This window comes from Blastococcus sp. CT_GayMR20, from assembly GCF_004570345.1.
This window is the reverse complement of the sequence record NZ_SPQM01000006.1, coordinates 29,821-41,738: the sequence shown is the minus strand read 5'-3', so window position 1 is coordinate 41,738 and position 11,918 is coordinate 29,821. Positions and strand designations below refer to the sequence as shown.

Here is an 11,918-nt window from a genome sequence, read left to right as displayed (position 1 = left end):
TCAGACGACGCTGAGGTACGCGTCGAGCTGGTGCAGCTGCTCGTTGCGGCGCGGCCGGGACCGGGGCTCGTCCCACTGCGGCCGGGCTACCGGCGGCCGCTCGTGCCACGGCTCGACGGCCGCCGGCGCCGGCGGCGGCGTGACGGCGTGCACGGGCTTGGTGGGACGTGCGCTGCCGAGCCCGGCCAGCATGGAGTGCGGGCGGGTCGCGTCGTCCTCCGGGTCCGCCGCGGCCTTCGGGAGGGCGGCCGGGTACCGCTCCTTGCGGGGCGGGTGCTGGGGATCGGGCAGGCGCAGGGTCTGCAGGTCGACCCAGGCGGAGTGCCGCAGTCCGTCGACGCGGCAGCGGACCCGGGCGGCGACCCGGCCGTCCGCCTCGTGACGCCAGCCGATGAGCTCGCCGGAGTACCAGATGCCGCGGTGGAGGATCTCCACCGGCTGCGGCTGGCCGGCGAACATGCTCATCGCTGCACCCCCCGCCACGGTGCGGACTGTAAGCGGCGCCGCGGGGCGGTCAGGGAAGGCGCGCGCGGCGCTGGGACCTGTGTGACGGGGCTGTCACGAGGGCCGTCGCGAGGGGCCCGGAGGCGGTCGCCGAGCGGCGTGTAGCCTGGGTTGCGCCGACGCGGGGTGGAGCAGCTCGGTAGCTCGCTGGGCTCATAACCCAGAGGTCACAGGTTCGAATCCTGTCCCCGCTACGACGAAGGGCCCGGTCACCTCGGTGACCGGGCCCGTTCCGTCCACGGGACGGAACAGCGGCCGCCGGGCAACCGTTGGCGTCGGCATGGAGCCCACCGTCCGGGACGTCCCGGAAGCAGACCGATACGAGATCCGCGACGGCGAGCAGCTGCTCGGCCACGCCGACTACCAGCGCAACGGCGACACCACCGTGTTCACCCACACCGAGGTCGACCAGGACAGCGGGCGGTCCGGCCTCGGCAGCACGCTCGTGCAGGGCGCGCTGGACGACGTTCGCGCCAAGGGCGGCTCGGTCGTCCCGAAGTGCTCGTTCGTGCGGGGCTGGATCGAGAAGCACCCCGAGTACGCCGACCTCGTGACCTCCCCGGGCCGGTGACGGCAACCCCCGAGGAGAGCGCCGTCCGGCGGCTGCCGGGCGAGCACGTGCTCGGGAATCCCGGGGCGCCGGTCACGGTCGTCGAGTACGGCGACTACGAGTGCCCGTACTGCGCGGCCGCGGCGCCGGTGCTCCGCCGCCTCGTCGAGGAGTCCGACGGCGGGATCCGCCTGGTCTTCCGGCACTTCCCCCTGGCCGAGCGCCATCCGTATGCATTGACCGCCGCCCTCGCGGCGGAGGCGGCCGGCGCGCAAGGAGGCTTCTGGCCCATGCACGACCTCCTGTTCGTCCGGCAGGAGCGACTCGACGACGCCGCCCTGCGCGCCTACGCCGAGGAGCTCGGGCTGGACGGCGACCGGGTGGTCGGCCAGGCCGCGCAGCCGTTCGGTGACAAGATCGAGGCCGACTTCGCGGCCGGCCTGGCCGCCGGGGTCGCCGGCACGCCGACCGTCCTCGTCGACGGCCGCCGTTTCTCCGGCCGGATGGAGCTCGGCGCCCTGCGCCGCGCCGTGTCAGGCGGGAACGGAGGGCTCGAGCCAGGGCCGCGGCGGCAGCGCCGGTGGCCCCTCGGACTCCGGCGAGCACAGCGAGAAGCGCTCGCCGAGGACGCGGAGCAGGACGACACCGGCGACCGCTGCCACCACTGAGCCGGCGAGGATGCCGATGGTCGCCTGCTCGCGCAGCCGCTCGTCGGTGAACGCCAGATCGGTGATGAACAGCGAGATCGTGAAGCCGATGCCGGCCAGCGTCGCGCCGGCCATCAGGTGCGACCAGCGGACGCCGCCGGGCAGCGTGCCCCAGCCCGTGCGCAGCGCGACCGCGGCACCGGCGGTGATGCCGATCGCGTTGCCGACGACGAGGGCGGCCGCGATGCCCAGGGTCACCGGCGACGTCGCCGCCGTCCGCAGGGTCTCGAGGTCGAGCGGGACACCCGCGTTGGCCAGACCGAAGACAGGGACGACGCCGTAGGCGGTCCACCGGTGCAGCGTCTGCTGCAGCCGGGCGCCGGCCGGAACGGTGGCGGCGACGGCGAGGCGGGCCAGCTGGGCCCGCTGCGGGTCGGGCGCCTCGCGGAGCGCACGGCCGTAGTCGCGGGTGCGATCGAGCACTTCCGGCGCCGTCGGCTTCGACGGCAGCAGCAGCCCCACAAGGACGCCGGCCAGCGTGGCGTGCACGCCCGAGGCATGGACGGCGAGCCACAGCGCGATGCCGGTGACCACGTAGGGCGCCAGCCGCCAGACACCCAGCCACCGGAGACCCACCAGGACGGCGACCAGCACGCCGGAGACGGCCAGGGCGGTCAGGCCGAGGTTCCCGCTGTAGACGAGCGCCATGACGGAGATGGCACCGATGTCGTCGACGATCGCGAGGGTGAGCAGGAAGAGCCGCAGCCGGTCCGGGCACCGCGGGCCGAACAGCGCGAGGATGCCGAGGACGAACGCCGTGTCCGTGGACATGACGATGCCCCAGCCGGCGCTGGCCGGGCCCGAGGGGTTCACGGCGAGGTAGACGGCGGCCGGCACGAGCAGGCCGCCGAGGGCGCCGAGGGCCGGCGCCGCCACGTTCCGCCGGTCGCGCAGTTCGCCCGTGGACACCTCGCGGGTGATCTCCAGGCCGACGACCAGGAAGAACAGCGCCATCGCGGCGTCGTTGACCCAGTGCTCGAGGTCCATGGACAGCGCCAGGTCGCCGACGCCGATGGTGGCGGTCGTCGACCAGAACGCGTCGTAGGAGCCGGACCACGGGGAGTTGGCCCACAGCAGCGCCGTGAGGGTGGCCACGAGGAGCAGGGCGGAGCCGCCGGCCTCGGTGCCCACGTAGAGCTTCGAGGACGGCGAGAGGGCCGGGAGGGAGACTCGGGAGGCCGGGCCGGGACGGGGCGGCTGCGTCACGTCGGGGGAGCGGCTTGCGTCAGAGGACGTGCTGGCCGTACATCTCGCCGAGCGGGTCGGCGATCAGCTCGATGCGGGCGCCGTCGGGGTCACGGAAGTAGACCGAGACGCCGCTGTGCACCTCGTGCTCGACGCCGGCCTCGGTGAGCCGCTCGACCAGCTTCGCCCAGCGGTCGGGGTCGACGCTGATGGCCATGTGGTGCAGCCCGCCGAGGACCTCGGCGTACGGGCCGACGTCGAGGCCGGGGAAGTCGAAGAAGGCGAGCAGGTTGCCGTTGCCGATGTCGAAGAAGAAGTGGGAGGAGCCCGGATAGTCGCGGTTCTCGATCAGCTCGGTCAGCGGAAAGCCCAGCACGTCCTGGTAGAAGCGCACCGTGCGCTCGACGTCGCTGCTGATCAGGGCGGTGTGGTGCAGGCCGCGGGCCGTCGACGACGGTCGCTCTCCTGCGGGCTTGAGGTGGACCTCGCGGATGCGGGCGCGCTCCTGGGCGGCCAGGTCGCTGCTCTCGGTGGTGCTCACGGCGTTCCTCCTCGTTCGATGCTGCCTGGCGACAACCGCGCTGACCGGCTCCTGCTTCCCCGTAACCTCCGCCGGGTGATCCTCGAGCACGCCGAGCTGTCGGTGACCCCGGGCCGCGAGGCCGAGTTCGAGGCGGCGTTCCGGGCCGCTTCCCCGATCATCTCCTCGTCGCCGGGCTTCCGGCGGCTGCTGCTGTCGCGGTGCACGGAGCGGGACAACGTGTTCCTCCTGCTCGTCGAGTGGAACCGTCTCGAGGACCACACGGAGGGTTTCCGGGGCTCGCCGGGATACCAGGAGTGGCGGCGCCTGCTGCACTCCTTCTACGACCCGTTCCCCGTCGTCGAGCACTTCCGCCCGCTGTTCATCGTCGGGCCCACAGGCTGAAGGCCGCCTCCAGAGGCTCGCCCGAGACTGCGAGGGGTGAGGAGGAGGGGGGCCTCTGTCAGACGACGACCACGGTGGCTTTCGGCAGGCCGTTGAACTCGCAGGCCGTCACGCTGGTGTAGGCCCCCATGAACGGCGCCACCACCAGGTCGCCGACCTCCATCGCCGGCAGCATCGCGCTGGTGGTGATCACGTCGGTGCTGTCGCAGGTCGGGCCGGCCAGGACGCTGGGGAGGGTCTCCCGCTCCTCGAGCCCCGCGTCGTACGCGTAGACCGTGGGGTGGACGTGGTCGCTCAGCACGTTCGAGAAGCTGCCGTAGAGGCCGTCGTCCAGGTAGTACCAGGGCATCCCCCCGCGCCGGGTGACCCCCACGACGCCGGCCACGGCCAGCATGGCGGGCGCGGCCACGAACCGCCCCGGTTCGGAGATCACCTGGATGCCGCGTCGGGTCAGTGGGCGGATCTCCTCCGCGATCGCCGACACGAAGCTGTCCAGGTGCGGCACGGCCGCGTCGTAGGGCACCGGCAGGCCCCCGCCGATGTCGAGGACGTCCAGGTCCACGCCCACGTCGGCCAGGCAGTCGATCAGCATCGCCGCGTGCTGGATGTCCTGGAGCAGCGGCTCGGCGCTCGCCAGCTGGCTGCCGGGGTGGAACGACAGGCCGGTCACCCGCAGGCCCTTCTGCTGCGCGGTCCGAAGGAGATCGAGGGCTTCGTCAGGCCGGGCGCCGTACTTGTAGGACAGGTCGATGAGCGCCTGCGGCGTGCGGTACTGGAGCCTCAGCAGCAGCTCGACGTCGTGCTCGAGGCCGGCGAACTTGTCCAGCTCCGCCTCGTTGTCGAAGACGAACGTCCGGATGCCCGACCGCACCGCTGCCGCGACGTCCGCCGGCTTCTTGACCGGGTGGGTGTAGATGCACCGGTCCGGGGCCACGCCCAGCTCCGTCACCAGCGCGACCTCCCGAGGAGAGGCGACGTCGAAGAAGCCGCCCTCGTCGCGGACCGCGGCCAGCGCCGCCCGGTGCGACAGGGCCTTCACCGCGTAGTACGGCCGCACGTCCGGCAGCGCCCGGCGCAGTGCCCGGTACTGCTCGGCGATCCTCGCCGGGTCCAGCACCAGCAGCGGCGTGCCGTGCCGCCCGACCAGTGCCGGCAGGTCGATGGCGGCCAGTTCGGTGCCCAGCTGGGCGGGAGTCGGGACGGTCCACGTGGACTCGGTGACGCTGGTCATGACACCGGTGCGCGGCCGAGGAGGTAGATACCCAGCGTGCCGGCGAGGATCAGGCCCAGGCAGACGTACTGCGCCGCCGAGATCGTCTCGCTCAGGAAGATCCGGCCGAGGAGGACCACCAGCACGATGCTCGCCCCGGCCCACACCGCGTTGGCCAGACCTGCCGGGACCGTCCGTGTGGCGTACGAGAACATCACGAAGCCGAACAGGAGCAGCAGCAGCCCGGCGAGCAGGAGGGCCGGCCGCTCCAGTCCCCGGGCCGCGCCCAGCAGGACGACGCCGGCCACGTCGGCCACGACGGTGACGACCAGGAAGACCATGCCGGGAGGAGCGCCCGGCGTCGGCGGCAGATACGGCCAGGCGACCTCCGCCGGGGTTCGATTCCCGCAGCGGCCTGCAGCAGGGCGCCCAGCCGGCCGCCCATCCAGAGGCTCGCCCCGAGCTTGCGAGGGGTGAGGAGGATGGGGTCCCTTGAAGACCGGGACGGTCAGACCGGAAGGAGTTCCCGTGATCGAGCTGCGCACGCCTGGCGAGCTGGAGGCCATGCGCGCCGCCGGTGCGGTGGTCGCCGACATGCTGGCCGCCGTCCGGGCGGCCGCGGCGCCGGGCGTCCGGCTGACCCGGCTCGACGCCGTCGCCCGGGATGTCCTCGCCGCGGCGGGAGCCACCTCGCCGTTCCTCGGCTATGCCCCGGCGGCCACCACGCCGCCGTTCCCGGGCGTGGTCTGCCTGTCGGTCAACGACGTCGCGCTGCACGGCGTCCCCTCGCCGGACGTCCTCGGGGACGGCGATCTGCTCAGCGTCGACGCGGGCGCCACGCTCGACGGGTGGGTCGGCGACGCCGCGATCACGTTCCCGGTGGGCACGCCGCGACCGGAGGACCTGTCGCTCGTGGCCACCGCGGAACGCGCGCTCGAGGCCGGTATCGCGGCGGCCGTCGTGGGCAACCGGGTCGGCGACGTCTCCGCGGCCATCGGCGCCGTGGGCCGCGCCGGCGGGTGCGGGATCAACACCGACCAGGGCGGTCACGGCGTCGGCCGGACGATGCACGAGGCCCCGCACGTACCGAACGAGGGCCGGGCGGGGCGAGGGGTCCCGCTGCGGCCCGGCCTGGTCATCGCCATCGAGCCCTGGTTCCTGGCCGGCGGGAGCGACGACTACCGGGTCGACGCGGACGGCTGGACGCTGCGCAGCGCCGACGGCAGCCGGGCCGCCCACGTCGAGCACACGGTCGCCGTCACCGAGGACGGCCCCAGGATTCTCACGCTTCCGCTCTGACGGGGGCCCTTCTGCTGACGGCGCCGCGCTCAGCCAGGGCCTGCTCCAGGTCGGCCAGGAGGTCGTCGACGTCCTCGATGCCGACCGAGAGGCGCACCAGGTCGGCCGGCACCTCCAGCGGCGAACCGGCCGCGCTCGCGTGCGTCATGCGGCCCGGATGCTCGATCAGCGACTCCACGCCGCCCAGCGACTCCGCCAGCGTGAACAGCTGCGCCCGCTCGCACACCTTCAGTGCGGCGTCCTCGCCGTCCCTCAGCCGGAACGAGACCATCCCGCCGAAGCCGGCCATCTGCTTCGCGGCGACGTCGTGCCCGGGGTGGGTCGGGAGCCCCGGGTACAGCACGCCCGAGACCGCCGGGTGGTCGAGCAGGTACTCGGCCACCCGTGCGGCGTTGGCCGAGTGCCGGTCCATCCGGACGCCCAGCGTCTTGAGGCTGCGCAGCACCAGCCACGAGTCGAAGGGGCTCGCCACCGCGCCCATCGCGTTGTGGTTGTAGGCCAGGCGCTCGCCGAGGCCGGTGTCCCGCGTGATCAGTGCGCCACCGACGACGTCCGAGTGCCCGCCGAGGTACTTGGTCGTCGAGTGGACGACGACGTCCGCGCCGAGGGTGAGCGGCCGCTGCAGGTAGGGCGAGGCGAAGGTGTTGTCGACGACGAGCAGCGCGCCGGCCTCGTGCGCGACCGCCGCGGTGAGTTCGATGTCGGTGATGTTGAGCAGCGGGTTGCTCGGGGTCTCGCACCAGACGACGCGGGTGGTCGGCCGGATCGCCGCGCGCACCGCGTCGGGGTCGTCGAGGTGGACGGGCGTGTACTCCAGACCCCACTCCGACAGCACGCGGGAGATGAGCCGGAACGTCCCGCCGTACGCGTCGCCCCCGAGGACGACGTGGTCGCCGGGACGGCAGGCGGTCCGCAGCAGGGTGTCCTCAGCGGCGAGGCCGGAGGCGAAGGCCAGCGCCGTGGTGCCCTCCTCCAGCGCGGCCAGCGCCTCGTGCAGCGCCGTCCGGGTCGGGTTGCCGCTGCGGCTGTACTCGTAGCCGCCGCGCAGGCCGCCCACGCCGTCCTGCTTGTAGGTGGTGGTGAGGTGGACGGGCAGGATCACCGCCCCGGTCGCCGGGTCCGGTTCCTGCCCGGCGTGGATCGCCCGCGTGTTGAAGCCGCTCATGGGCCGACCGTATGCCCGAGCCCCGCCAGGTGGCCGAGCACGTCCTGGCGGGTGACGACGCCGGCCGGCTTGCCGTCGACGTGCACCACGAGCGCGTCGGCGGAGCCGAGCGCGGCGACCGCCGCGCCGACCTCCTCCCCGGAGCCGATGATCGGCAGCGGCGGGGACATGTGCTTCTCCACCCGGTCGGCGAGGCTGGCCCGGCCGGCGAAGAGCGAGTCGAGCAGGGTCTTCTCGTCGACCGAGCCGACGACCTCGCCGGCCGTCACCGGGGGCTCCGCGCGCACCACCGGCAGCTGGCTGACGCCGTACTCGCGGAGGATGTTGATCGCGTCGCGGACGGTCTCGTTCGGATGCGTGTGCACCAGCGTCGGGGTCTCGCCGGACTTGGTGTGCAGGAGCTCGCCGACCGTGGTGCCCGAGGCGGAGTCGAGGAAGCCGTAGTCGGCCATCCACTTGTCGCTGAAGATCTTGTTGAGGTAGCCGCGGCCGCCGTCCGGGAGCAGCACCACCATGACGTCGTCCCTGGTGAGCTTCCTCGCTGCCTTCACCGCGGCGACGACGGCCATCCCGCAGGAGCCGCCGACCAGCAGCCCCTCCTCCCGGGCCAGCCGCCGGGTCATCGCGAAGGAGTCGCCGTCGGACACGGGGATGATCTCGTCGGCGATCTCGCGGTCGTACGTGGACGGCCAGAAATCCTCGCCGACGCCCTCCACCAGGTACGGGCGGCCGGTGCCCCCGGAGTAGACCGAGCCCTCGGGGTCGGCGCCGACGACGCGCACGCGACCGCCGGACGCCTCCTTGAGGTAGCGCCCGATCCCGCTGATCGTGCCGCCGGTGCCCATGCCCGTGACGAAGGTGGTGATCCGGCCCTCGGTCTGCGCCCAGATCTCCGGGCCGGTCGTCTCGTAGTGCGACTGCGGGTTCGCCGGGTTCGAGTACTGGTCGGGCTTCCAGCCGCCCGGCGTCTCGCGGGCGAGCCGGTCGGAGACCGAGTAGTACGACCGCGGATCGGACGGGTCGACGGCGGTCGGGCAGACGACGACCTCGGCGCCGTAGGCCTTCAGCACGTTGATCTTCTCCTGGCCCACCTTGTCGGGACAGATGAAGATGCAGCTGTAGCCGCGCTGCTGGGCGACGAGGGCGAGCCCGATGCCGGTGTTGCCGCTGGTCGGCTCCACGATCGTCCCGCCCGGCTTCAGCGCACCGCTCGCCTCGGCGGCGTCGACCATCCGGACGGCGATGCGGTCCTTCACCGATCCGCCCGGGTTGAGGTACTCGAGCTTCGCCAGCACCAGCGGCGCGTCGGGGCCCAGGGAGCTGGTCACCGAGGTGAGGCGCACCAGCGGGGTGTTGCCGACCAGGTCGACGACGGACTCGGCGTACTCCAACGAAGGGCCTCCTTGTCGGCTGCCGGCGGTCGGCACCCAGCTCGACCATTCCACCAGAGGGGCCGGTGGCGGGCCCGGGTGGCGACGCACGAGGATGCGGGCATGAGTCCCTCCGTCGGCACCCGCACGCTCGGCCTGACCGGCCTGACCGTCTCCTCGCTCGGCCTCGGCTGCATGGGCATGAGCCAGATGTACGGCGCCGCCGACCGGAAGGAGTCGATCGCGACGATCCACCGGGCCCTGGACCTGGGGGTCACGTTCCTCGACACCTCCGACGTCTACGGCGACGGGCACAACGAGGAGCTGGTCGGGGAGGCGATCGCCGGCCGCCGGGACGATGTCCAGCTCGCCACGAAGTTCGCGATCAGCCGGACCGAGGACGGCGGCCAGCGCATCGACGGCCGCCCGGAGAACGTGCGTGCGCGCGTGGAGGACAGCCTGCGACGGCTGAAGGTGGACGTGATCGACCTCTACTACCAGCACCGCGTGGACCGGAAGGTGCCGATCGAGGACACGGTCGGTGCGCTGGCCGAGCTCGTCGAGCAGGGCAAGGTCCGGTACCTCGGCCTGTCGGAGGCCAGCGCCGCATCGATCCGGCGGGCGGTGGCCGTGCACCCGATCGCCGCCCTGCAGAGCGAGTGGTCGCTGTGGACGCGGGACCTGGAGGCAGAAGTGCTCGGCGTCGCGCGCGAGCACGGCATCGGCATCGTCCCCTTCAGCCCGCTGGGCCGGGGCTTCCTGACCGGCGCCATCACCGGCCCCGAGGACTTCGGGGAGGACGACTGGCGGCGGGGTCATCCGCGGTTCACCGGGGAGGCCTTCGCGGTGAACCTCCGCCTCGTCGAGGCCGTCCGGGCGATGGCGCAGGAGAAGGGGACGACCCCGGGTCAGCTGGCGCTGGCCTGGGTGCTGGCCCAGGGAGAGGACGTCGTCCCCATCCCGGGCACCAAGCGGCGGACCTACCTCGAGGAGAACGTCGCCGCCGCCGACGTCCGGCTCTCCGCCGACGACCTCGCGCGGCTCGACGGGATCGCACCTCCCGGGGTCGCCGCCGGCGGCCGGTACGTCGACGCCGCCTACTCCTACGGCGACAGCCCGGAGCGGGCGTGACCGCCGACCGGCTGCTGGTGGCGGTCTTCGCCTGGCCGGTGGCCGACGTACTGGTGCGCTGGGGTGCGGAGCTCGGCTTCCGCACCGTGGTCGTCGAGCCGGACGGCGAGCGCGTTCCCGCGGGCACGCCGGACCTCGTCGTGCGGAGCTTCGCCGAGCTGGACCGGGAGCTCGCCGCGGGCACGGCGGACGTCGTGGTGACCGACCACCACCGCGACGAGCTGGGGGAACTGCTCCGCGACGCGCTCGCCCGGCCCGCCCGCTGGATCGGCGTCATGGGCAACCCCCGGCACGAGGGCCCGCACGTCGCCGCGCTGACCGCGCTCGGAGTGCCCGAGGCGGACATCGCCCGGGTGCACCGCCCGATCGGCCTCGACATCGGCTCGAAGGCCCCGGCGGAGATCGCGGTCTCGACGCTCGCCGGGCTGCTGGCCGACCGCAACGGCCGCGCCGGCGGCTTCGCGCATCCCGGCTGACGCCCGATGCCCGACGACGTCCTGCTCGGCGCCGACCTGGGCACGAGCGGCCTGAAGCTGGTCGCGCTCGACGCGGCGGGGGAGGTCGTCGGCGAGGCCGAGTCCGCGTACGAGGTCGCGCGACCGGCGCCGGGGTGGGCCGAGACCGACGTCGGCACCTGGCGGCGCGCGTTCGACGAGGCGCTCGCCGGGCTGGACCTCTCCGGCGCCCCGGTGCGGGCGCTCGGGATCGCCGGGCAGATGCACGGCGCCGTCCTGGTGGACGACGCCGAGACCGCGCTGCGGCCGGCACTGCTGTGGCCCGACCGGCGCGCGACCGGCGAGCTGGCACGCTGGCGGGCCCTGCCGTCCGCCGACCGGGCCGCCCTGGCGAACCCGCTCGCGCCGGGGATGACCGGCCCGATGCTGGCCTGGCTGGCGATGAACGAGCCGGCTGTCGTCGACCGGGCCGCGGCTGCTCTGCTGCCCAAGGACGCGCTCCGCGCAACGCTCGTCCCCGGCGCGGTCACCGACCGCAGCGACGCCTCGGCCACCCTGCTCTGGGACGTCGTGGCCGACGACTGGTCGGCCGCAGCGGTCGCGGCGGGCGGCATCGACCGCGCGCTCCTCCCGGACGTCCGGTCATCCGCCGACGTCGTCGGGACCGCGGCGCTGCCGGTCGGCGAGGTGCCGGTGGTGGTCGGCGGCGCGGACACCCCGCTGGCCCTGTTCGCGGCCGGGACGAAAGGGGCCCTGCAGGTCAACCTCGGGACCGGCGTCCAGGTGCTCCGGCCCGGATGGCGGCCGCGACCGGTCGACGACCCGGTGGTGCACGGCTACGCCGACGCCGACGGCGGCTGGTACGCGATGGCCGCGCTGCAGAACGGCGGCTCCGCGTGGGAGTGGGTCTGCGGCGTCCTCGGCCTGAGCTGGAACGAGCTGTTCGACGCAGCCGCCTCGGCGCCCGCCGGGGCCGGGGGAGCGGTGTTCCGCCCCTTCCTCACCGGCGAGCGCGGCGGCGTCGCCGGCCCGGACGACCGGGGCGGCTGGGCCGGGCTCGAACCGGGCACCACGCGCGCGGACCTCGCCCGGGCGGCGGTCGAGGGGATCGGATTCGCCGTCGCCGCGGCGGTCGGGCTGCTCGACGTCCCGTCGGGAGCCGTGCCCGTCGTCCTCACCGGTGGCGGCGCCCGGGCCGCCGTCGTCCAGCAGGTGCTCGCCGACGTCCTGCAGTGGCCGGTCCGTCACCTGCGGCTGCGCAGCGCCTCGGCGGTCGGCGCTGCGATGCTGGCCGGCCGGGGCGCCGGGCTCGACGTCGTCCCCCGGCGGGACCACGGCCCGATGGTGGAGCCGCGCCCGGCGCCGGAGCTGGCACGCGCGGCGGAGCGGTGGCGCGGGACGACCTCGTGACCGTGCA

At 73.9% G+C, this 11,918-nt stretch carries 13 protein-coding genes, 1 tRNA gene and 1 pseudogene; 8 read left to right on the top strand and 7 right to left on the bottom strand.

The features are described from left to right. Positions 1-483 (bottom strand): hypothetical protein, encoded by a 483-nt coding sequence (locus tag E4P40_RS02870; RefSeq protein ID WP_135157191.1) that lies wholly within the window; start codon positions 481-483, stop codon positions 1-3. A 141-nt stretch (positions 484-624) separates the two neighbouring features. Between E4P40_RS02870 and E4P40_RS02865 the strand changes: the two genes are divergently transcribed. From E4P40_RS02865 to E4P40_RS28740, 3 genes and pseudogenes are all read left to right on the top strand, one after another. Further along, a tRNA-Met gene (locus tag E4P40_RS02865) sits at positions 625-698 on the top strand. An 86-nt stretch (positions 699-784) separates the two neighbouring features. Then, a complete protein-coding gene (locus E4P40_RS02860; protein WP_135157189.1) occupies positions 785-1,075 on the top strand; it encodes a GNAT family N-acetyltransferase in 291 nt (96 codons plus the stop codon). After that, positions 1,003-1,575: pseudogene (locus tag E4P40_RS28740) on the top strand (thioredoxin domain-containing protein); the annotation flags it as partial. The gene E4P40_RS02860 and the pseudogene E4P40_RS28740, both read left to right, overlap by 73 nt. A gap of 12 nt (positions 1,576-1,587) precedes the next feature. On the opposite strand, the gene nhaA reads toward E4P40_RS28740, so the two are convergent. Together nhaA and E4P40_RS02845 are read right to left on the bottom strand one after the other, a co-directional pair. Beyond that, on the bottom strand, positions 1,588-2,967 hold the full coding sequence (gene nhaA / locus E4P40_RS02850; protein WP_135157187.1) for a Na+/H+ antiporter NhaA: 1,380 nt from the start codon (positions 2,965-2,967) through the stop codon (positions 1,588-1,590). Positions 2,968-2,986: 19 nt separating this feature from the next. Then, the gene (locus E4P40_RS02845; RefSeq protein ID WP_135157185.1) at positions 2,987-3,487 is read right to left on the bottom strand and encodes a VOC family protein; all 501 of its coding nucleotides are present in this window, start codon (positions 3,485-3,487) and stop codon (positions 2,987-2,989) included. Between the two features lie 75 nt (positions 3,488-3,562). On the opposite strand from E4P40_RS02845, the gene E4P40_RS02840 reads away from it, so the two are divergent. Then, entirely contained in the window at positions 3,563-3,871 is a 309-nt protein-coding gene (locus E4P40_RS02840; RefSeq protein ID WP_135157183.1) for an antibiotic biosynthesis monooxygenase, read from the top strand. A 58-nt stretch (positions 3,872-3,929) separates the two neighbouring features. Here E4P40_RS02840 and E4P40_RS02835 read toward each other — a convergent pair whose 3' ends face one another. Further along, positions 3,930-5,102 (bottom strand): type III PLP-dependent enzyme, encoded by a 1,173-nt coding sequence (locus E4P40_RS02835; RefSeq protein ID WP_135157181.1) that lies wholly within the window; start codon positions 5,100-5,102, stop codon positions 3,930-3,932. Then, entirely contained in the window at positions 5,099-5,422 is a 324-nt protein-coding gene (locus E4P40_RS27880; RefSeq protein WP_167762086.1) for an SMR family transporter, read from the bottom strand. The genes E4P40_RS02835 and E4P40_RS27880 overlap by 4 nt, the downstream gene beginning before the upstream one ends. Before the next feature lie 187 nt (positions 5,423-5,609). On the opposite strand from E4P40_RS27880, the gene map reads away from it, so the two are divergent. Then, a complete protein-coding gene (gene map / locus E4P40_RS02825; RefSeq protein ID WP_135157177.1) occupies positions 5,610-6,380 on the top strand; it encodes a type I methionyl aminopeptidase in 771 nt (256 codons plus the stop codon). Here the strand turns inward: map and E4P40_RS02820 are convergent. Next, entirely contained in the window at positions 6,364-7,545 is a 1,182-nt protein-coding gene (locus E4P40_RS02820) for a cystathionine gamma-synthase (RefSeq protein ID WP_135157175.1), read from the bottom strand. The genes map and E4P40_RS02820 overlap by 17 nt on opposite strands. Further along, positions 7,542-8,936: a cystathionine beta-synthase gene (locus tag E4P40_RS02815; protein WP_135157173.1), complete on the bottom strand. Its 1,395-nt coding sequence runs from the start codon at positions 8,934-8,936 to the stop codon at positions 7,542-7,544. The genes E4P40_RS02820 and E4P40_RS02815 overlap by 4 nt, the downstream gene beginning before the upstream one ends. A gap of 102 nt (positions 8,937-9,038) precedes the next feature. Between E4P40_RS02815 and E4P40_RS02810 the strand changes: the two genes are divergently transcribed. Genes E4P40_RS02810 through E4P40_RS02800 form a run of 3 tightly spaced genes read left to right on the top strand, consistent with a single transcriptional unit; the run spans position 9,039 to position 11,911 of the window. After that, a complete protein-coding gene (locus tag E4P40_RS02810) occupies positions 9,039-10,046 on the top strand; it encodes an aldo/keto reductase (RefSeq protein WP_135157171.1) in 1,008 nt (335 codons plus the stop codon). Beyond that, positions 10,043-10,522 carry an XdhC family protein gene (locus E4P40_RS02805; RefSeq protein WP_135157169.1) on the top strand — a complete coding sequence of 160 codons (480 nt, stop codon included), beginning with the start codon at positions 10,043-10,045 and terminating at the stop codon, positions 10,520-10,522. The genes E4P40_RS02810 and E4P40_RS02805 overlap by 4 nt, the downstream gene beginning before the upstream one ends. 6 nt (positions 10,523-10,528) lie before the next feature. After that, the gene (locus E4P40_RS02800) at positions 10,529-11,911 is read left to right on the top strand and encodes an FGGY family carbohydrate kinase (RefSeq protein ID WP_135157167.1); all 1,383 of its coding nucleotides are present in this window, start codon (positions 10,529-10,531) and stop codon (positions 11,909-11,911) included. Positions 11,912-11,918 lie beyond the last annotated feature (7 nt).